Here is a 20,630-nt window from a genome sequence, read left to right on the forward strand (position 1 = left end):
TAAACACTTGCAAAAATCGTTTTGCAAGTGTTTTTTTCTTTTTTAAGATTTTCGTGGTTAAATCAGTTCGTTTTATCGCAACTCTCAGCACTGATTTAGTATCTATTTTTTAGCATAGATAATCCCTGACTTAATAGTTATAAAACCATCCTTTAAGTTTTCGATGTTTTGGACGGGATCTGAATTGGTGATATAAATATCTGCACGTTTACCCGCTTCCAGAACACCTCTGTCTTTCAGTCCAATGCTTTCGGCTCCGATTTTAGTAGCACTTATCAGTGCATCCCTATTGGTGAAATTACAGTTGGTAATCAGTATTTTTATTTCTTTGAATAACGGAGTAGTGCCGGCTTCTTCAAATAAGTAAGGCCAGTCTGTTCCTGTAGATATTTTTACTCCAAGTTCATGAGCTCTTTTGGTTACTTTCATACCATCAAAAAAATTATTGTTTTTACCCATATAGTTGGTTGCATCGAGTATAATACTGTTGGCTTTCATTAGACGTAAAAGTTTATCCATTTTTAGGGTATCGATAGCAGGTGGTTTTTTATGATGATCCATTTTTCCTTTCGAAAAATCATAGGGAATGTCAAACGCATGCGACATGGAATTTACTTTTGCCTCTGCAACATCGGTTGGTGTAGCAGGAAATACTGCTGCATGGCTCCAGCATTGTAATTTTTGTCTGTTAGCCTCTTTTACAATTTTTTTAACGATGCGGGGACTTAGGTCATTATATATTTTGATCCCGGTTACACCTGCACCTTTAGCTTCTGCCACGGCCATTTTAATATCTGTTGTGTCGGTAATAGTGCGTTCCCAGGGCGTATCTTTATCTTCTTTAGAATGCTTTCTCATTAAAGTAAAATAGGCTGGTCCTGCAAATTGCGCGGCATAAAAAATAGAGGGCGCGGGTATTTGGTTCAGATTAGACGCACGTTTGTAATCGGCTAGGATAATAGCGTTACCAGTCATATCCCGGACAGTTGTGATACCGGCATCAATCATCCTGGAAAGTTGGTTGCTCATATATTTAGCATTCTTTTCCCTGTCGGGATCAGGTGCTGTGGCCAAATGTACATGTGTATCTGTTAATCCGGGAAGTACGTACTTTCCGGTAATGTCAATTATAATTGCTCCGATATAATCATTTAGATTATCATCATATAAAATTGCTGTTATTGTAGCGTCAGTAATTACGATGCTGCCTTTGTGTAATTCAAATTTATCGTCAAATATAAAACCATTCTTTAGTATGGTGACTTTAGCGATTTCCTTACGTTGTGCGTGTACTGTTAGTACGGTACATACAAAAAGTAAAAAAAACAGAACTATTTCTTTTTTCATTTAAAGGATTTATAGTATGGAAAATTATTATTTATGGGAAAATTTACAGCATTCCGGGAACCAGCGTTATGGCTATAAGCTCTGGCTCGTGAAATAACTGGTAATTCGAATCAATGAATTGTTTTAATATCCGGGATTTGGCTTAAGTCCCGAACGGTCTATTTCTGTTTGGGGAATGGGCAAAGCAAACCGATCAGCATCAGCAGGTAAGCCCGTGCCGTCTGTTCTTGTAAAGCCCAATCCAAGTCTTTTAAGGTCTGTAAATCTAAAACCTTCAAAGGCTAACTCTCTTCTTCTTTCGTTTAAAATTTCGCTGCTTAGATCATTTCCTGAATAATCACCTAATCCACGTGCATTTCTAAGTTTATTGAGATTTGTCAATGCGGCACTGTTGTTGTTTTCATGTAAATACGATTCTGCCAGTATCAGATATAATTCAGGGACTCTGATCAGTTTAAGATCGATGTTTCCGGGGTCAAATGCAGCTGCGTTGGTGGTTCTGGTCCCGGCTTGTTTTTTAGGATAATAACTGCCTTTTATAAGGGGATGATTTTTAAAATAGACTGTAAATCGGATATCTTTATTTTTATCGTAAAGATTTAGTAAATCATCAGATACCGAATACGGATAACTCGAATAAACCGGTATGGCCAGAAGTGCTGCTGTCTGTCCGGTCTCGGTTTTTTCAAAACGGATCCTGAAAATAATTTCGTTAGATTCATCCTTATCCCATTCTTTTTCCAAAGCACTTAACGTATTGTCTAATTTATATCTGCCGTCTGCTAATGCCAGATTAGCATTCAGGACCGCATTTTTATAATCAGCGGTTTCATGATAGACTCTGGCCATTAAAGCGTAAATAGCGGTTTTGGATATTCGGTAGGAATTAACGGTATTGTTTGCTAATGCGGCGGCTTCCTTTAAATCAGTTAAAACATAACCAATAACTTCCTGTGTCGTGTTTCTAGGCTTGATTGTCAGTAAGGCATCAGTTTCAAATCGGTAAGGAACTGCCAGTGCGGTTTTGTTTGTGTTGTAAGCAGGAGCATAAAATCGATAGAGATTATAGTATAATAAAGCACGCAAACCCAATGCTTCTCCTAAAAAAGTGTTTTTGTTTTTTAATGAACTTGATCTCGCCTGTTTTATAATGGTATTGACATTATAAATTGCCTGGTAGGAAATCCTCCAGAATCCTTCGATCCCGCCTGTAGAACTGTTGTACGTTAGCGGATATAAGCTTTCTACACTATTGTCGAAAGAATAATCATTGGGGTCTGCAGAGGCTAAAAGGTCATCACTAATGGCTTCGGGAATTGTATAAATGCCAAACGAATACCCATTAAAGTCTTGTTTCATAAGGCCATAAACGCCATCTAAAGCACTTCTGAAACCACTTTCCGTCTGAAGCAGCGTAGCGGGAGCTAATTCGTCCAGAGGCTGCTTGTGTATAATATCATCAGAACAGCCGGAATATAAAGCCAGTAGTACTGCTGTAAAAAGTAATTTTATATTTGTTTTCATAATCTTGTCTATTAAAAATTAGCATTGAGACCAAATGAGTAGCCTCTTAGAATGGAAGAGGAAAGTCCGATACCGCCACTGGCAGTCGCATATTCCGGATCTATGTAAGACACGGCTGTTTTTGTGAGCAGGTTTTGTCCCTGAACGTAAATTCGTAAACGCTGAATCCCTATTTTATCCGAGACAATTTTGTTGAGCGTATAGCCGAGGGTAATATTCTTCCATTTAATGTAGGACGCATCCTGAAGAAACTGAGAAGAAGCTTTGTAGTCGGATACCATGGGCGATGTTGGCCGGGCCAGATAGACCTGCCTTATGGCTAAATCTGTCTGATCGCCCGGATTTTTCCACGCAGCTGCTACAGTAACATGCTGGTTAAAAGCAGGGTTGTTGTATAAGTTATAAATGCCTTCATTTAAAACGTAATGTCCTCCGGCATAAGAGATCAGGAACGACATATCAAGGTTTCTAAATCGAAACGTATTGGTCAGGCCACCATGATATTTAGGTATAGAGGTTTTATTGACAACTTGCCTCAGACCGTTAATCTCGTTGGTATTAGAGGCTATTCTGCTCGTATTGTAGTCTGTCAGCTTCCCGTCCTGTGACCGATATTGATTAAAACCCATTTTCGGATTTACGCCTGCCCAGTCCGTGATATAAAAAGACCGTATGGCACTGCCTTCTTTAAATACCGTAGATCCTGAATTTACCAGCATATCTTTTTCATTCGACAAGGCTAAAACGGTTCCCTTATTAAACGCAATATTAAAATCGCTGGTCCACGAAAAATGTTTGTTTCTAAAATTTAAAAGGTGAAGGCTTATTTCAAGACCCTCATTTCTGAAATCTCCAATATTCGAAATCAATTCAGTAAAACCGGAAGTCAAAGGAAGTGGTTTACTGTTTAATAAATTTTTGGTGTCTCTGATATAATAATCAATTGTTCCGGAAATACGATTTCTAAACAAGCCATAATCCAGACCAATGTTCTTGTTGTTATTCTTTTCCCAGGTTAAATCTGCGTTTTCTCCTCTTGTTAAGTAAGGTACAGCGCTGCCGGCATAATTTATCTGGCTTCTGTAACCATATAAAGACTGAGAAGCAAAATCTCCAATGAAATCATTGCCCGAAGTACCAATACTGGCTCTTAATTTTAAAGAGCTGACATGGATACTCTCTTTAAAGAAATCATCATGGATATTCCAGGAAGTTCCGACAGACCAGAAGTTTGCATATTTATGATTGTCCCCAAAACGGGAAGATCCGTCTCTCCTGCAGGATAAGGATAAATTATAAGTATTGTCAAATGAATAATTTAATCTGGAAAAATAAGATAAGGAACCGGCATGAGATTTTCTTTCACTAAGGGTAGATACGGTTTTTGCAGCACTGATGGTTTGTATCGCATCAGAATTGAAATCTCTGGCAAAAACAGAAAGGCTGTTCGTTTCGTATTCGTTAAATTCATTACCCATTACGATGTCAAAATTGTGTTTTTTAAACTTTTGGGCTATCGTTGCTGTTAGTGTTCCGGTGTAGTTGTTATTATCACCGTTAGCGTAGCTTAATACACCTCCGTTGACTATGACTTTTTCGAAACTGCTGCTTTTTGTAGTATTGTAATTCGCTCCTAAAACGCCATTTAAACTTAACCATCTAAAAGGTGTATAGGTAAGGTTGACACTTCCTCCAATATTTTTTCGGTTGGCACTTACATTGGTATTATCGCGAACATACAATGGGTTGTAAGGAATTCCGGAAGAATTACCAACATCCAGAAGTCTCAGGGGATCTCCATTCTCATCAAAAACAGTTAGCCACGGATTTAATAAAAAGGCATTCGAAAACGGAGAGCCAATCGTTCGTTTATCTTCTTCGTTTACATTTCCGAAATTTCCTGAAAATCCGACTTTGAACCGGGTACCCCAATCAAAATCAACCCGCGTCGTTGCCGTGTATCTTTTGTAGCGGCTGCCAAAGATATTATCCACATTATTATACGTGACAGAGGTATAATAATTGATCTTGTCTGAACCTCCGGAAAAAGAAATGTCGTTTTCTCTGTTGATTTCATTCTTTAGAAGAAGATCTGCCCAATTTATATCAGTATTGGAGTTTCTTCTTTTCTGAAGTAATGCCGGATTAGATTTATAAAAACCTAATGATTCTTCATAATCTAATTTTTGAGAACCATTCATTAAATCAGCTGTAAAGGATTCATCTGCTTTTTTAATTCCTAATCTGGTATTAAAACTAACCTGTAACCCTGCATTTCTGTTACCTCTTTTCGTAGTAACGATGATAACGCCGTTAGTTCCTTTAGATCCATAGATGGAAGTTGAAGCAGCATCTTTCAGAATACTGATTTCTTTTATGTCTGCAGCATTTAACGAAAAGGCTCCGAGTCCCGACCTCGGCATCTGTACACCATCCACAACTATCAGCGGTTCTGTACTCGCACTTATAGAACCAACACCTCTTAATAAGATGGAGGGCGGCGCATCGGGAGAGGTAAAGTTTTCCTTGACAAATAAACCCGGGACTACACCAATTAAAGCATCAGCAAAAGATACATTTTGTGTGTTTTGCAATACTTTGGTATCGACTTTTGTGACAGCACCTGTTATTTTGTTACGGGAAGTTTTTCCGTAGCCCACCAAAATAAGTTCATCCAGTTCTTTGGTACTGGGTTCCAGGGTAACATGGAGTAAAACCTGATCGGTAATCTTAATTTTTTTAGTCGTAAAACCTAAAAACCTAAAACTCAAAACATCGCCATTCGTAGCCGTTATTTCGAATTTACCATCAAAATCAGTAGTTGTCCCTTGTTTTTGATCGTTTACTACAATGGTGACTCCAATTAAGGGAAAGCCTGTGTGGTCTTTGACTATACCATGAATTTTCTGCTGACTTGAAATTTGATCTGTGATAGTTACAACCGACTTATTCGCTGTTTTTAACTTCTTACCATCATTCCCGGATTGTACATCCAGCACTGAAGCAATAAGAAAGAGAGCTGCTAGTTTTTTCTTTAACGATGTTTTCAAAGAAAATAAAAGTGCCGTACGGACTTTTTTTGAGGTCATTTTTTTCATACTTTTTACAGTTATTTAGTTTCGTTAGTAAATTTGTGGTTTGAATTTAAGAACGATAAATTAAAAAACCATAACCGATTTATAAGTGGTGGGTTTTAATTGATAACTGTAGAAAAAAATAGAAATTTGAGGCTTTTTAGTGGTAAAAAGAGACTGGTGAAATGTAAAACGGAAACGGCAAAGCGTTCAATGAGATACGACTTTTGCCTACCTGTTTTGGCAGTAAAAAAAAACTAATGAGGAAAAGAGGCAAGAGAGTACTTGCCGGAAGATGGATATTCTTTATAAAAAAAAATATTGAGGTAAAAAAAAAATCCCGTTACAGGAGCAACGGGATTTTTTTTATGTTTTATTTTCTGCCGAAAAGCTTAGCGAAAATGAAAATGATGATCGCAACAATAAAGATCACGATAAAAATTCCGAATCCCATTCCGGCTTTAAAAATGTCTCCAATAACTTCGCAACTTGTAAATGAAAATAGTATTACGAATACCATTAACAAACGTGTAATGTTCTTTTGCATGATTTTGCTGTTTTAATTGTTTTAAAAAGAATTTAGTATTCTAATTATCGTAGAATAAAATTACTTCAAACAGCAAAAAAATGTCTTATATAATTTAGTTGAAAAGTTCTATGATTTTGGGATTAAAAAAATATAGTTTTATTCCAGTTGTTCTAATTTCATACCTTTTAATGTTTGATGGTATCAAATAGTCATTGATGCATCATCGTTTGTTAAAAGTATTATTCTCCGATTGTCCCAGTCTTAACGTCTCCCGCCCGCTGATAACTCACCGCAATTACACCGCTCGGAGTAACGGTACTTTCAATTAATGCAAACCCCGCAGGAGTGGAGCTATCATCGAACAATTTTTTTCCCTTGCCAAGAATTACAGGATAAATTAAGAGTCCAAATTCATCCACTAAATCATGTTGAAGCAATAGCTGAACAAGTGTTGCGCTTCCCCAGACTTTAATGTCACCGCCTTCTGAATTTTTGAGTTTTTTGATGTCTTCTACGGCGGAAAGGAATTCAGAGTTTTCCCAATCGGAATTTTTTCTGGTGGAAGACAAAACGTATTTGGTTACGTCATTAATTCCCGGCCAGCCTTCCGCATGTTTGGGCCAATAGTCTTCAAAAATATCAAATGTTTTTCTGCCTAAAAGAATATCTGCAGGTTCCATTTGCTTTTGCATGACCTTGCCATATTCCTCATTACCAAATGGAGCCACCCAGCCTCCGTATTCAAATCCGCCCGATGTATCTTCTTCAGGTCCGCCCGGAGCCTGCATTACGCCATCGATTGTAATCATGGTTATGACGATTATTTTTCTCATGATGTTGAATATTTGTTCTGACTCATTTATTGGATATTTGTCATGACAAAAAAGGCCGTGTCAGTGTATTGTATATTTTATCTGTCAAAATGACATAAAACAAGAAAAGGCCTAATAATTGATATGGTAATAACTTATTAAATTCCAATTCTAATTTGGAAATAAAATATTAATTATTACTCAATTAAGAGGCTTACAATCTTGAAATCCGGGTGTTTTTGTGTATTTTATCGGATTAAAAGGTATTTCATAGATATTTTGTCGGTATCTGGGGGCAAATGTATATCAATTAGGTTTAATAAAAAATAAAAAAAAGTTAAAATTTAAATTTTTTTATTGTAGAAAAGAATGTTGCTGTTTCAAAGATTTATAAAGTGAGCTAAACAGTTTAGTTCATATTAACGTTTAATATACAATAAAAAATGAATATAAGTAATATTTATAATTTAGGATTAAGCCAATCCAAATTAGATTTCGTAGACGTAAAATTACATAAGGATAACAAGCTTTTTGTAGATCCTAGACTTATTGAAATAAGTCAAAATCCACTTGTTGTTAAAATGCAACATAATTTAAAAGTGTTTTTAGCTGAATTATTAGATAATATTAAAGCTGATAATAAAAAAAATATCAAATATTTAATGTCAGGTTTAGGCGAACCTAAAGAAACTAGATTAGGTCATTCAGAAAAAAACTTTGACGGGAATTCTGTTGGAGATAAGCTAAAACCGAAATTTCAATCTGCACTCAGTGATAGTGTTCTTTTGAAATACGGAGTCTTAAATAATCTTGGTGATTTTGATTTGTTTATTGATGATATTGGATGTGATAGAATTTCAGATATTACTACTAAAATTATTAAGTCAGTTCTAATTGAATATACTCAAGATCAATGTCTAAAAAGTTCTACACCAATACCAATGATTGAAGTTCATCAAAAATATTTATTTGATATAGATAAATTAAGATGGACGGAAAAGAAAGTTAATCTTCCTGTTTATCTTGGAAAGCCAATTATTTTTGTTCCAAAAGACATTGTTAGAAGAAAAAATGACGCTAATTCAAATTTAGGAAGCTTTTATAGATATGCAATTCGGAATTTTATTGCAAATGATAAAGAGCTAATCGAAGATGTGAAAGCTACTGGCAAAAACGATTTGGTTTTATTAAGGGATATAAAGCTAGCTTACCCTTCTTCGAAAGAATCATCACAAAAATGGTTAATTAGATTCCCAAAGCTTTTAGTAGATTATAAGTCGAATTTTTTGAATCCAAAATTAAGACCTTTGACAGATGATGAAATCGAAGCAATTGTTTATCATATTGCTTTATCTGAAGCTAGTTAAATTTAAAGCAGGCTAAGAGCCTGCTTTTTTTGTCTTTTTTGATTTCGTTCGTTAAAAAGGTAAAAAAAAGTGTTATTTTTGCCCAACCAAACATCACACTTAATTATGAGCCAAAAAGTATTACTTAATTCAAAAGAAGTTACTATCATACTCCATCGTTTGGCTTGTCAGTTGATTGAAAAACACTTGGATTTTTCGGATACGATTTTAGTTGGAATTCAGCCGAGAGGTGTTTTCCTGGCAGAACGCCTGAAACAAATATTAGAAAACGAATACCAGACACCGGAAATCTCTTTGGGTTATTTAGACATCACTTTCTTCAGGGATGACTTTCGCCGGACTGATAAACCGCTTGAAGCCAATAAAACACAAATAAATTTTATAGTCGAAAACAAAAAAGTCATTTTTATCGATGACGTTTTGTTTACCGGACGCAGTATACGTTCTGCCTTAACCGCTATTCAGTCTTTCGGAAGACCTTCGGAAATTGAATTGTTAGTGTTAATCGACAGACGTTTTAGCCGTAATTTACCTATTCAGCCCGATTATCGCGGTCGCCAGGTAGATGCCATTAATGATGAAAAAGTAAAAGTAAGCTGGAAAGAAAATGAAGGGGAAGACGCCGTGTATCTGATAACGAATTAGTTGAATCGGTTAATCGGTTATTTGTTTAATCGTTTAATCAACAAAAACAGACGATTAAAGGATTAAACAAATAAACGGTTAAACAAATCAACGATTAAACAACAAATGACAGAGAACGAAGCGTTTATTTATGAATCCATTTTTAATCAGGTTAGAATGGGATTTCTTTCTCTTGATGAGATCCAGGAGAATATCAGAGAAGAGATTGAAGACAATGAATTCGAAGACGAAATCTCAGAAGAATGGGCTTTTGACAAAATAAGAGAAGAATACCAAAAGTTACTTGCAGAAAGTAAACAATGGAAAAGCCCAACAGATACTGAAAAGCTAATAAAAGCGTTTGATGCCTTATGTGATGAAAATATAATCGCACTTCACAATGCAGGTTATACCACAAGTGAAGGCGAATATGAAGTAGTGGAAGTGGAAAGAGAACTTCAGGAAAACGAAGTCGAATCTGACGGTTACTGTTTTTATCACGGACAAGATTTAGAAAGAGCTGTTGCAATTGAAAACCCGGGTTTGTTTATCGCTTTCCAGAAAGTAGATAATGATGATGATCAAACAACAATTGAAGTCGGGAAACGAGTTGCCGAAGTTTTAATAAATAACGATTTTGCAATAAAATGGAATGGTTCGGCAACAACTAAAATAGAGATTCCGGGCTTCAGATGGCAGAAGATTTTTGACGAAGATGCGAGAGATCTCCAGGATTATAGTGAGGTTGTAGACAGAATGGTGCAATAGGGTAGCTGCTCCTTAAAGAAGCGTTGAAATACTGAATAATTTCAGTATTTCAGGAATTTGACAAATAATATTAAACAAACACAATGAAAGAATTAAGCGTAAATCATTTATTAGGAATTAAATACATCAACGAGAATGATATTAACCTGATTTTTGAAACTGCCGATCATTTTAAAGAAGTCATTAACAGACCCATTAAAAAAGTTCCTTCATTACGAGATATTACGATTGCCAACATTTTCTTCGAAAACAGTACCCGGACAAAACTTTCGTTCGAGTTAGCCCAAAAAAGATTATCGGCTGATGTGATTAGTTTTTCGGCAGCCCAGTCGTCGGTTAAAAAAGGAGAAACCCTGATCGATACCGTAAATAATATCCTTTCCATGAAAGTTGACATGGTAGTAATGCGCCACTCCAATCCCGGAGCGGCTTATTTTTTATCTAAAAATGTCAAAGCCAGTATCGTAAATGCCGGTGACGGCGCGCACGAACACCCAACGCAGGCTTTACTGGACAGTTATTCGATCAGAGAAAAATTAGGAGATGTTGCCGGAAAAAAAGTGGTCATTGTAGGCGATGTTTTACACTCAAGAGTTGCATTATCTAACATTTATGCTTTACAGATGCAGGGTGCTGAGGTAAAAGTCTGCGGACCCAAAACACTAATCCCGAGATATATTGAATCGCTTGGTGTTACGGTGGAACCGAATTTGCGTAAAGCGTTGGAATGGTGTGATGTTGCCAATATGTTACGTGTTCAGAACGAACGTATGGATGTGAACTTTTTCCCTTCAACACGGGAATACGCACAACAATACGGGGTTGACAAACCCTTATTGGATTCGCTTGGTAAAGAAATTATAATCATGCACCCGGGTCCGATCAACAGAGGAGTCGAGATCACCAGTGAAGTAGCCGATTCGAATCAGTCTGTGATTTTAAATCAGGTAGAGAATGGCGTTGCCATCAGAATGGCTGTTATTTATCTTTTAGCATCGAAGATTCAGTAGGTTTTTAGTCGCGGTTTTCAGTCTCAGTTTTTAGTCTCAGTGGCAGTATTCAGTCTCATTGGCATTCAGTTGTCCACCTGAGCGAAGTCGAAGGGCTTTTTGATTGCAAAGAGGGCTTCGACTTCGCTCAGCCTGACAAACCTGAAACCTGAAACTTCAAACATGAAACTTCAAACATGAAACATGAAACATGAAACATGAAACTTGAAACTTCAAACCTGAAACCTCAAAAAGAAACACTAAAAAAAACTTCGTACCTTAGTACTCATATTAAAGCGCTATACATTATAAAATGAAAGTAGATCAAAAAGGACATACCGTTACTATTAAAGACACACAGGGAGATTTTAATTCTTTCCTGGAAAAAGTAACGCAGCAATTTAAAACCTTTGAAAAACAAAATATTATAATAGATTTATTATCGCATACGGCCTTATCTGAAAAAGATATAAAGCTGTTTTTGCCACTTTCAAAGCAACAGAAAAAAGCCAAAAAATCATTTGTGATTGTAGTTGCGGACCTTGACTTTAATGCTGTTTCTGATAAACTGACTGTAGTTCCTTCTCTTTTGGAAGCGCATGATATTATCGAAATGGAAGAAATTGAAAGAGATCTGGGATTTTAAAGTTGATCTAATTGTTTATTTGTTTAACCGTTAAACTGTTTAATCGATTTGGCTGAGTTACTTTTTAACCATTAAACAATTTACCAAATAAACTAAAATTGTTAGCTGTTTAATAGATTTTATGTCATGTTGTAATTGATTTTATATGAAATTATAATTTAGGCGATTAAACGATTTACCAAATAAACGAATAAATATTTAATATTGAAATTAACGATACTCGGCTGTTATGCAGCAACTCCAAGAACAATTACCAATCCAACTTCGCAGGTTTTAGAAATTAAGAGCAGGATGTTTTTGATTGATTGTGGCGAGGGAACTCAGGTGCAGTTGCGTAAAAACAAGATTAAATTCTCTAAAATTAATCATATTTTTATTTCGCATTTGCATGGCGATCACTTCTTTGGACTGATCGGTACGATCTCCACTTTTGCGCTCTTAGGCCGAACTACCGATTTGCACATCTATGGGCCGAAAGGGGTGAAAGAAATTATCACTTTACAGCTGAGGTTATCCAATTCCTGGACAACTTATGATTTGTTTTTTCACGAACTGGAATCGACAGAAAGTGAAGTGATTTTTGAAGATAGCAGGGTTATTGTCAAAACCATTCCGTTAAAGCATCGCGTTTATACGAATGGATTTTTATTTCAGGAAAAACCCGGAGACCGAAAACTAAATGTGGAGGCTGTTCAGCATTACAATATCCACACGGCCTATTATCAAAAAATAAAAGGAGGAGGAAATGTAACGCTTGATGACGGAACCGTAATTGAAAACGAAAAATTGTCTTTCGATCCGATTCCTGCAATGAGTTATGCTTTTTGTTCCGACACCGTTTACAATGAAGCTATAATTCCGATTATAAAAAACGTAGATGTTTTGTACCACGAATCCACCTTTTTAGAATCAGAAGCTCCGCTGGCCTTGAAAACATTACATTCTACGGCAAAAGAAGCGGCAAGAATTGCACTAAAAGCAAATGCAAAACAATTGGTTTTAGGACATTATTCTACAAGATATGACGGCATTGAGCGTTTTAAAGAAGAAGCACAAGAAATTTTCCCGAATGTACTTTTAGGAGACGACGGAAGAAGTTTTGAGTTTGACTAAGTTGCTAAGGCTCTGAGTTGCTAAGGTTCTGAGGTACTAAGTTACTAAGGTTCTGAGTTACTAAGTTAAAAATTTAATATTCCGGTAAAGCCAAAATCTAAGATCTAAAATCTAAGAAGTCCAACAATCTAAGAAATCCAATAATCTAAAAATCTAAAAAATGAATGATCTAAGCAACTATAGAAAATCGTATGAAAAAAGCGAATTGCTTGAAAGTAAGATTCCTGAAGATCCGATTAATCTATTCAACAGATGGTTTCATGAGGTGGAAGATTTTGGAGCCAGCGGAGAAGTAAATGCCATGACGGTTGCTACAATTGGTCTGGATGGTTTTCCAAAATCGAGAGTCGTTTTGCTAAAGAAATTTTCAGAAGAAGGTTTTATCTTTTACACCAATTATAATTCGGAAAAAGGAAAAGCCATAACGGCCAATCCACACGTTTGTTTGTCTTTTTTCTGGCAGGAGATGGAACGTCAGGTGATTATAAAAGGAATTGCACAAAGAACATCTGAAAATATCTCTGACGGCTATTTTGATTCCCGTCCGGACGGAAGCAAGTTAGGTGCTATCGTCTCCAATCAGAGTGAAGTGATTCCGTCACGGACATTTTTAGAAGAAAACCTGAAAAAACTGGAGGAAGAATTTGAAGGAAAACCCATTCCGAGACCTGAAAATTGGGGCGGATTTCTGGTAACGCCCTTAGAGGTAGAATTTTGGCAGGGAAGACCCAACAGGTTGCACGACAGAATCCGATACAGTAGCCAATCTGATTTTTCATGGAAAATAGAAAGATTGTCTTCTTAGTTGTAAGAAATTTATTTAGCATACAAGCTTTGGAGTGTATTTCGTCGATTATGTTTGCAGTTTAAGTGCGGATTAGATAAGTTTGCCACGGAAAATTAGAATAAATATACTGAAAATAATATTTAAAGGATTTGCCCCAACATTTACTTTAAACGCTTAAGTATGCTAGTGATTATGAAAAAGATTTTGCGCACCATGATGTTCGTTGTGATGCTTATCACAATGAACTCATGTTTTGCAAAAACAGAGAAAAGGACTCATAACGACGTTATAATTGAAACACTGGATGACAATTATGCCTACAACGATGCTGAATTGGAACTGATGCAGCTTATTAACGATTATCGTGTAAGTATTGGCCTGAATGCATTAGAAAAAGTAAATCATATTTCAAACAGATGCGAAGAGCATAATAAGTATATGATTGCAAACAAAGTAGTAGACCACAACAATTTTGCTTCCCGATCGGAGAATATTGTAAAAGTGCTCTCTGCCAAAAATGTAGCCGAAAATGTAGCCTACAATTATAAAACTTCAGAAGCTGTCCTAAAAGCCTGGCTGGCATCTCCGGGACACAAAAAAAATATCGAAGGAAAATATACGCATTTTGGAATCTCTGTCAGTACGGATCCTGTAACAGGGAAGAAATATTATACCAATATTTTTGCGAGAATATAAATAAAAAACAATATACCGTTTTTTACTGAGTCGTTGTAATTCTATGAGTTACAACGTTTTTTTTTGATGTAAAAGAAAGGAAGGGATCAATCCCAAAACTTGTGAATAGAGAAAAAAATTACCGTACTATTTTTTTTAACCGCAAAGAACGCAACGATTTTTATCTGGGAATGTCTTATAAAACGCAAAGTTCGCAAAGCTTTGCGAACTTTGCGTTTTATAAAAGCTAAGAGGCAGAACTTAGCGTTCTTTGCGGTAAAAATAATTTATGTTTTCCAACAACATTTAGTGTTCATTAGTTTTTTTAAATAGAAGCGTTTCACTCAAATCAATTTCTGTTAAAAATTTCTTTAAATGTTAACACAATTAAAAAAAAGGGAAGTATTAGATTTTCTTTTGTAAATTAGAACTTCAATAAAAAAGAACTTCTTTCTACGATGTTTCTAAATCCTTTTGCTTATGAAAAATTTAATTTTAATACGACATGCTAAATCCAGTTGGGAAGCTCCTTTGAAAGATTTTGACAGACCTTTGATGAAAAGAGGCATTCTGGATGCCCATGAAGTATCCACAAATATTTCAAAATTTCTGCCAAAAACATATATCGTGTGGAGTAGTACTGCCGCACGTGCCTCGGAAACCGCTCTTATTTTTGCTCAAAATATTTCTTACCCTATAGAAAGTATCATATTCAAAGACGATCTTTATACTTTTGATGACAAACAACTCGAAAAAGTTATCAAATCATGTGATAATAGTTTCGAAAGCGTTATTCTTTTCGGACATAACGAGGCTATTACAAATTTTGTTAATAAATTTGGGGATGTTTTTATAGAAAATGTACCTACCTCAGGATTTGTGTCTCTGAAATTTGATTCAGAAAGCTGGGACAACATCAATAAAGGCAAGACACACAAAACAATTTTCCCCAAAGATTTAAAATAAATAAAGTGTACGAACAGAAATATATCGATAGAGAAAAAAGTTGGTTAGCGTTTAATGCAAGAGTGCTTCAGGAAGCAGCAGATAACACGGTTCCGCTTTTAGACAGGTTGCGTTTTGTTGGAATTTTTTCGAACAACTTAGATGAGTTTTTCAGAGTTCGTTATGCCGCAATCCGCAGATTAAGTCTGTCCGGAATTTCTGGCGAAAAATACCTTGGAGGAGTTTCCGCACATCAGCTGATTAAGGATATTACCGAAATCGTAATTCAGCAGCAATCGGAGAGTTTACGTATTTTGGGGAATATCGAAGCCGAACTGGAAGCCGAAAATATCTTTATCATCAATGAAGATCAGATTACAGAACTGCAGGAACGTTTTCTGAAAGACTTTTTTATTCAAAAATTAAGTCCGGAACTGGTGACTATTATTTTGAATGATCTGGCGGAGTTTCCGGTGCTGAAAGATACTTTAGGCTATTTGGCCGTTCGTTTGGAAATGAATACGAATGATGAGATTCGTTACGCTGTCATAGAAATCCCGAAAACGATAAACAGGTTTGTGGTACTGCCATCCGATGATGATAAACAATATGTGATTTTAATCGATGATGTGATTCGCCATAACCTTAAAAACATTTTTAATATTTTCGATTATAAAAGCGTCTCAGCCCATATGATCAAGATTACACGTGATGCACAATTGGATATCGACAGCGATTTGAGCAAAAGTATGCTGGAGAAAATTGCGACATCAGTAAAAGACAGAAGGATAGGCGAGCCGGTTCGTTTTATTTACGATAGTTTGATAGAAGAGGATACGTTGCGTTTCTTTTTGGATAAAATGAAAATCGTTGAGACAGACAGTATTATTCCCGGGGGAAGATACCACAACCGCCGTGATTATATGAGTTTCCCTAATTTAGGAAGATACGATTTACTTTATAAAACCAATGATCCGCTGCCAATTCCCGGCCTGAGTATGGGAGGAAGTATTCTGGAGAAAATCAGTAAAAAAGATTATTTATTACACGCACCTTATCAGTCGTTTTCGTATTTAACGAAGTTTTTGCGTGAAGCCGCTTTGGATCCGAAAGTAACCAGTATCAAAATTACGTTATACCGTCTGGCGAAGAACTCGCAAATTATCAGTTCGCTGATCAATGCAGCTAAAAATGGCAAAAAAGTAGTCGTTCAGATTGAACTTCAGGCACGTTTTGATGAAGCAACAAATATCTCCTACGCAGAGCAAATGCAAACGGAAGGCATTGAACTTATCTTTGGAATAAAAGGACTAAAGGTTCACAGTAAGATTTGTGTGATTGAAAGGGTAGAAGATGATAAAACGCGTCGTTACGGGTTTATCTCTACCGGAAATTTCAATGAATCAACCGCTAAAATTTATACGGATGTAACCTTATTTACCTGTCATCAGCAGATTTTAAAGGATATTTCTAAAATATTTGAATTTTTTGATATCAACTACAGGGTTCACAGATACAAACATTTAATCGTTTCCCCTCATTATACGAGAACGAAATTTGTAAAATTGATAGATCGTGAAATTTTGCACGCCTTAGCAGGCAGAAAAACACATATAAAATTGAAAATGAACAGTTTGTCTGATTTTAAAATGATCGATAAACTGTACGAAGCCAGTAATGCCGGAGTAAAAATTCAGCTTCAGGTAAGAGGAATCTGTTGCTTAATTCCGGGAATTCCGGGAATGAGTGAGAACATTGAAGCCATCAGTATTGTCGATAATTACCTGGAACACACCAGAGTTTATATTTTCGGAAATGCAGGTTTGACAGAAGTATATATTTCTTCAGCCGATTTTATGACCAGAAACCTTGACGGAAGGGTAGAAGTTACCTGCCCGATTTATGATCTTGAAATTAAGAAAGAACTAATTGACAATTTTAATATTGCATGGAAAGGGAATGTTAAGGTGAGATACCATTCCTATAAGTTAGATAATAAATACAAACCAAGAAATCATCATGCCCCATTCAGAGCGCAGCTTGAAACCTATAAGTATTACCAGAATAAAATTGATGCAATCGAAGATGCTGCAAAAAACAAGTCAATAACAAACCAAATTCAAATCATAAGGGAGCAATGATTAATATAAAGAAGCTTGCAGCAATAGATATCGGTTCAAATGCCATGAGGCTTCTGATATCGAATGTTGTAGAACAAGATGGCAAAGAACCGCAATTTAATAAAAGTTCACTTGTTCGTGTGCCAATTCGTTTGGGACAAGATGCCTTTACAGTTGGGGAAATTTCAGAAGAAAATATAGATCGAATGGTAGATGCGATGAAAGCATTCAACCTTTTGATGAAAGTACATAAAGTAGAACGCTATATGGCATTTGCCACTTCAGCCATGCGTGAAGCCTATAATGCCAAAGAAGTTGTGGCTTTGATTAAGAAAAAAGCCGATATAAAAATCGAAATTATTGATGGTAAAAAGGAAGCAGCTATCATTGCTTCAACGGATCTACATCATTTACTGAAAACAGACGAAACCTATCTTTTTGTAGATGTTGGAGGCGGAAGTACCGAATTTACCTTGTTCTCTGACGGTAAAATGATTAATTCGAGATCTTTCAAGGCAGGAACTGTTCGCTTGCTAAATAATATGGTACACGATATTGTCTGGGATGAAATCGAAAAATGGATCAAAACCAATACGCAGGACTATGAAGAAGTGACACTGATTGGTTCCGGAGGAAATATCAATAAATTGTTTAAAATGTCCGGGAAGCAACAGGAAAAACCACTTTCTTATATTTATATCAATTCACAATATGCCTATTTAAATTCATTGACTTACGAACAAAGGATTACAGAATTAGGTCTGAATTCTGATCGTGCCGATGTAATCATTCATGCGACACGTATTTACCTGAACGCCATGAAATGGAGTGGGGCACGCCAGATTTATGTTCCAAAAATCGGACTTTCCGACGGTATCGTAAAAGCAATGTATTACGGTAAAATTTAGTATTTAAACCTTAAGCAATATATTTTTTGCCACGAATTACACGAATTTCCACGAATTAGTATTTTACATTAAACATAAAAATTCGCGAAAATTCGTGTAATTCGCGGCAAACTTTTTTTAACACAGAATACAATAATTCGTAAATAAATGAATAAAACAAGACTTGAAGCCTTTAGTGATGGTGTGTTGGCGATTATTATAACCATTATGATTTTAGAAATCAAAGTGCCTCATGGAGTTGAGTTTGCTGATTTAAAACCGCTTATCCCGAAGTTTTTAAGTTATGTTCTGAGCTTTATTTATGTTGGAATTTACTGGAATAACCACCATTATTTAATTCATAGTCTAACCAAAATCAACGGGAAAATTCTTTGGGCCAATTTGCATTTACTTTTCTGGCTATCCTTAATTCCGCTAGCAACAGGCTGGATGGGAGAACATAACTTCGCAAAAGCTGCTATGACTTTGTATGGAGTAGTTTTACTGCTGTCTTCTGTAGCCTATTTTATTTTGCAAAGGACTATAATTATCAGTGAAGGGAAAAATTCAGTAATAGCAAAAGCAATAGGAAAAGATGTCAAAGGAAATGTTTCCTCTATTTTATACATAATTGGAATCGCCTTTTCGTTTTACAATGAATGGATCTCGGGAGCCGCTTACTTTATAGTAGCGATGTCCTGGCTTATTCCCGATAAAAGAATCGAAAGGGTTTTTACTTCAAAAAACTAATTTTCCTACTACTACAATGAAATCTGCTTTTCAATCCCTTCAAATAATTCCTCCGGATGAATTAGATCTGTTAGATGATGTAATTACAGTCAGAAAACTCAAAAAAGGAGAACTTTTATTGAAGGAAAATCAGGTTTGCAATGAAATCGTTTTTATTAAAAAAGGCATTTTGAGATCTTATTTTTTCAATCATCAGGGAGATGAAATTACCAATTGTTTTGCTTTTGAAAATGAATTTATGGCTTCCTTTTCAAGTTTCATTACCCAAAATATTGCTGAAGAAAACATTCAGGCACTTGTTGATACAGAATTGCAGGTCATCAGCCGTGAAAGTTTGGAGAAGCTTTATAAATCAGGCATTCACTGGCAGGAAATAGGCCGTAAACTGACTGAAATGGAATACGTAATACTTCAAAAACGAATGATTTCTTTTCAGAAGTTATCCGGAACCCAGCGTTATGAAGAACTGTATAAAAATCACCAAAAATACATTCAGTTGATTCCGCTTCAATATTTAGCTTCTTATCTCGGTGTTACGCCGAGACATTTAAGTCGTATCCGGAAAGCGATTTTTTAGGACATTTGTCCGGTAATCGGGAGATATTCCATTATTATTTTTGCTAAAAACAATATATAATAATGAGAAAAAATATTTTAGTGATTGGAGGAACAGGATTAGTGGGAAAAGTCATCTTGCGTTTGCTTCAAGGCAGAAATCCTGACTATAATTTGTTTATTGGAAGTCGTCATCCGGGAAAAGCAAGCAGTAATTTAGTTATTGATGTTACTAATCCCAAAACTTTCGATTGTATTATAGACCATAGAATCGATTTGATTGTAATGTGTACCAAGGATAGTAATGATAAGATCTTACAGTTTGCGATAAAAAATAAACTGGATTATATTGATATTACAAAACCAACTCCGGATTTAACTTTAGCGTACAATTTAGCACAGGAAAATAAGCAAAAAGTAGAGAGCAGGATTGTTTTTAGTTCCGGTTGGATGGGCGGTATCGTAGGCAGTTTGGTTGATTTAATGGAGCCGGATAAAGATCAAATTCAGGAAGCCAGTCTGTATATTTATTATTCTGTTAAAGATCAGGCTGGGAAAAGCTCTGCTAATTTTTTAGCCGAAAATGTATGTAAATCATTTATTGTCTACGTAAATAATAAGCCGGAAAAAGTCAGGCATTTTTTAAATTGGGAAAGATTTAATTTCTCATTCGGAATAGGAAAACGTCAGGTTTATAATCTCGATGTTCCGGATTTATTTATTTTAAACCAGATAGAAAAGATACCAACCGTTTTGGTAAAAATGACTTACAATTCTAAGTTGGTTACCAGTTTAATGGGATATTTTCAAAAATTTAAAATTTTCAACATCATGTCTCTAAGAGAAAGACAGTTTCTCTTTGGCTCCAGCGGAAAAGGAGATCAAACTGTTTTTGAAATGATTGTAAAAACGAAGGCTAAAATAAAGAAGTTGAGCTTGCAAAGTGTTAATGGACAGGCTGAGCTGACTGCATTTTCAACGGTCTTGCATATCGAGAAGATGCTAAAAGAGGTCTTATCGGGCGGAATCTATTTTAGTCATCAAATACATTCTTCTCAGGAACTATATGAAGCATTAGCAGGTCACCATAGTATTAATATTAAAGTAGGCTAATTAAA

19 protein-coding genes are annotated in these 20,630 nt (G+C 35.7%); 14 read left to right on the top strand and 5 right to left on the bottom strand.

Annotated elements, in window-relative coordinates:
* Positions 1-102: 102 nt before the first annotated feature.
* From LPB89_RS10570 to LPB89_RS10590, 5 genes are all read right to left on the bottom strand, one after another.
* Positions 103-1,347, bottom strand: a complete 1,245-nt coding sequence (locus LPB89_RS10570) for an amidohydrolase family protein (protein WP_230701707.1) — start codon at positions 1,345-1,347, stop codon at positions 103-105.
* A 123-nt stretch (positions 1,348-1,470) separates the two neighbouring features.
* Positions 1,471-2,871, bottom strand: a complete 1,401-nt coding sequence (locus LPB89_RS10575) for a RagB/SusD family nutrient uptake outer membrane protein (RefSeq protein ID WP_230701708.1) — start codon at positions 2,869-2,871, stop codon at positions 1,471-1,473.
* Between the two features lie 11 nt (positions 2,872-2,882).
* A complete protein-coding gene (locus LPB89_RS10580; RefSeq protein ID WP_230701709.1) occupies positions 2,883-5,960 on the bottom strand; it encodes a SusC/RagA family TonB-linked outer membrane protein in 3,078 nt (1,025 codons plus the stop codon).
* 358 nt (positions 5,961-6,318) lie between these two features.
* Complete coding sequence (locus tag LPB89_RS10585; RefSeq protein ID WP_164502527.1) at positions 6,319-6,492, bottom strand: hypothetical protein; 174 nt, start codon at positions 6,490-6,492, stop codon at positions 6,319-6,321.
* 221 nt (positions 6,493-6,713) lie between these two features.
* The gene (locus LPB89_RS10590) at positions 6,714-7,307 is read right to left on the bottom strand and encodes a dihydrofolate reductase family protein (protein WP_230701710.1); all 594 of its coding nucleotides are present in this window, start codon (positions 7,305-7,307) and stop codon (positions 6,714-6,716) included.
* Between the two features lie 422 nt (positions 7,308-7,729).
* On the opposite strand from LPB89_RS10590, the gene LPB89_RS10595 reads away from it, so the two are divergent.
* The 14 genes from LPB89_RS10595 (at position 7,730) to LPB89_RS10660 (ending at position 20,625) form a co-directional block, all read left to right on the top strand.
* Entirely contained in the window at positions 7,730-8,653 is a 924-nt protein-coding gene (locus LPB89_RS10595; protein WP_230701711.1) for a hypothetical protein, read from the top strand.
* 105 nt (positions 8,654-8,758) lie between these two features.
* Positions 8,759-9,298 carry a bifunctional pyr operon transcriptional regulator/uracil phosphoribosyltransferase PyrR gene (pyrR, locus tag LPB89_RS10600; protein ID WP_127338774.1) on the top strand — a complete coding sequence of 180 codons (540 nt, stop codon included), beginning with the start codon at positions 8,759-8,761 and terminating at the stop codon, positions 9,296-9,298.
* 105 nt (positions 9,299-9,403) lie between these two features.
* The gene (locus tag LPB89_RS10605; protein ID WP_230701712.1) at positions 9,404-10,045 is read left to right on the top strand and encodes a hypothetical protein; all 642 of its coding nucleotides are present in this window, start codon (positions 9,404-9,406) and stop codon (positions 10,043-10,045) included.
* 83 nt (positions 10,046-10,128) lie between these two features.
* A complete protein-coding gene (locus LPB89_RS10610) occupies positions 10,129-11,055 on the top strand; it encodes an aspartate carbamoyltransferase catalytic subunit (RefSeq protein WP_127338776.1) in 927 nt (308 codons plus the stop codon).
* Positions 11,056-11,347: 292 nt separating this feature from the next.
* Positions 11,348-11,680 (top strand): ribonuclease Z, encoded by a 333-nt coding sequence (locus tag LPB89_RS10615; RefSeq protein ID WP_127338777.1) that lies wholly within the window; start codon positions 11,348-11,350, stop codon positions 11,678-11,680.
* A gap of 204 nt (positions 11,681-11,884) precedes the next feature.
* Complete coding sequence (locus tag LPB89_RS10620) at positions 11,885-12,793, top strand: ribonuclease Z (protein WP_230701713.1); 909 nt, start codon at positions 11,885-11,887, stop codon at positions 12,791-12,793.
* A gap of 160 nt (positions 12,794-12,953) precedes the next feature.
* Complete coding sequence (gene pdxH / locus LPB89_RS10625; RefSeq protein WP_230701714.1) at positions 12,954-13,598, top strand: pyridoxamine 5'-phosphate oxidase; 645 nt, start codon at positions 12,954-12,956, stop codon at positions 13,596-13,598.
* A gap of 174 nt (positions 13,599-13,772) precedes the next feature.
* Entirely contained in the window at positions 13,773-14,276 is a 504-nt protein-coding gene (locus LPB89_RS10630; RefSeq protein WP_230701716.1) for a CAP domain-containing protein, read from the top strand.
* Between the two features lie 459 nt (positions 14,277-14,735).
* Positions 14,736-15,221 carry a histidine phosphatase family protein gene (locus tag LPB89_RS10635; protein WP_230701718.1) on the top strand — a complete coding sequence of 162 codons (486 nt, stop codon included), beginning with the start codon at positions 14,736-14,738 and terminating at the stop codon, positions 15,219-15,221.
* Between the two features lie 5 nt (positions 15,222-15,226).
* On the top strand, positions 15,227-17,341 hold the full coding sequence (ppk1, locus tag LPB89_RS10640; RefSeq protein ID WP_230701720.1) for a polyphosphate kinase 1: 2,115 nt from the start codon (positions 15,227-15,229) through the stop codon (positions 17,339-17,341).
* The gene (locus LPB89_RS10645; RefSeq protein ID WP_230701721.1) at positions 17,338-18,228 is read left to right on the top strand and encodes a Ppx/GppA phosphatase family protein; all 891 of its coding nucleotides are present in this window, start codon (positions 17,338-17,340) and stop codon (positions 18,226-18,228) included. Before ppk1 ends, LPB89_RS10645 begins: the two co-directional genes overlap by 4 nt.
* Before the next feature lie 147 nt (positions 18,229-18,375).
* Positions 18,376-18,957: a TMEM175 family protein gene (locus tag LPB89_RS10650; protein WP_230701722.1), complete on the top strand. Its 582-nt coding sequence runs from the start codon at positions 18,376-18,378 to the stop codon at positions 18,955-18,957.
* 16 nt (positions 18,958-18,973) lie between these two features.
* Complete coding sequence (locus tag LPB89_RS10655) at positions 18,974-19,534, top strand: Crp/Fnr family transcriptional regulator (RefSeq protein WP_230701723.1); 561 nt, start codon at positions 18,974-18,976, stop codon at positions 19,532-19,534.
* A 62-nt stretch (positions 19,535-19,596) separates the two neighbouring features.
* Positions 19,597-20,625, top strand: coding sequence for a saccharopine dehydrogenase (locus LPB89_RS10660; RefSeq protein WP_230701725.1), 1,029 nt, complete (start codon positions 19,597-19,599; stop codon positions 20,623-20,625).
* The last annotated feature ends 5 nt before the right edge of the window (positions 20,626-20,630 follow it).

The sequence above is a fragment of the Flavobacterium sp. ENC genome (assembly GCF_020991415.1).
GTDB lineage: Bacteria > Bacteroidota > Bacteroidia > Flavobacteriales > Flavobacteriaceae > Flavobacterium.

Bases quoted from the DNA above. Each gene is read 5' to 3' on its own strand.
- LPB89_RS10570 (WP_230701707.1), bottom strand. From the start codon at position 1,347: ATGAAAAAAGAAATAGTTCTGTTTTTTTTACTTTTTGTATGTACCGTA.
- LPB89_RS10575 (WP_230701708.1), bottom strand. From the start codon at position 2,871: ATGAAAACAAATATAAAATTACTTTTTACAGCAGTACTACTGGCTTTA.
- LPB89_RS10580 (WP_230701709.1), bottom strand. From the start codon at position 5,960: ATGACCTCAAAAAAAGTCCGTACGGCACTTTTATTTTCTTTGAAAACA.
- LPB89_RS10585 (WP_164502527.1), bottom strand. From the start codon at position 6,492: ATGCAAAAGAACATTACACGTTTGTTAATGGTATTCGTAATACTATTT.
- LPB89_RS10590 (WP_230701710.1), bottom strand. From the start codon at position 7,307: ATGAGAAAAATAATCGTCATAACCATGATTACAATCGATGGCGTAATG.
- LPB89_RS10595 (WP_230701711.1), top strand. From the start codon at position 7,730: ATGAATATAAGTAATATTTATAATTTAGGATTAAGCCAATCCAAATTA.
- pyrR (WP_127338774.1), top strand. From the start codon at position 8,759: ATGAGCCAAAAAGTATTACTTAATTCAAAAGAAGTTACTATCATACTC.
- LPB89_RS10605 (WP_230701712.1), top strand. From the start codon at position 9,404: ATGACAGAGAACGAAGCGTTTATTTATGAATCCATTTTTAATCAGGTT.
- LPB89_RS10610 (WP_127338776.1), top strand. From the start codon at position 10,129: ATGAAAGAATTAAGCGTAAATCATTTATTAGGAATTAAATACATCAAC.
- LPB89_RS10615 (WP_127338777.1), top strand. From the start codon at position 11,348: ATGAAAGTAGATCAAAAAGGACATACCGTTACTATTAAAGACACACAG.
- pdxH (WP_230701714.1), top strand. From the start codon at position 12,954: ATGAATGATCTAAGCAACTATAGAAAATCGTATGAAAAAAGCGAATTG.
- LPB89_RS10630 (WP_230701716.1), top strand. From the start codon at position 13,773: ATGAAAAAGATTTTGCGCACCATGATGTTCGTTGTGATGCTTATCACA.
- LPB89_RS10635 (WP_230701718.1), top strand. From the start codon at position 14,736: ATGAAAAATTTAATTTTAATACGACATGCTAAATCCAGTTGGGAAGCT.
- LPB89_RS10645 (WP_230701721.1), top strand. From the start codon at position 17,338: ATGATTAATATAAAGAAGCTTGCAGCAATAGATATCGGTTCAAATGCC.
- LPB89_RS10650 (WP_230701722.1), top strand. From the start codon at position 18,376: ATGAATAAAACAAGACTTGAAGCCTTTAGTGATGGTGTGTTGGCGATT.
- LPB89_RS10655 (WP_230701723.1), top strand. From the start codon at position 18,974: ATGAAATCTGCTTTTCAATCCCTTCAAATAATTCCTCCGGATGAATTA.
- LPB89_RS10660 (WP_230701725.1), top strand. From the start codon at position 19,597: ATGAGAAAAAATATTTTAGTGATTGGAGGAACAGGATTAGTGGGAAAA.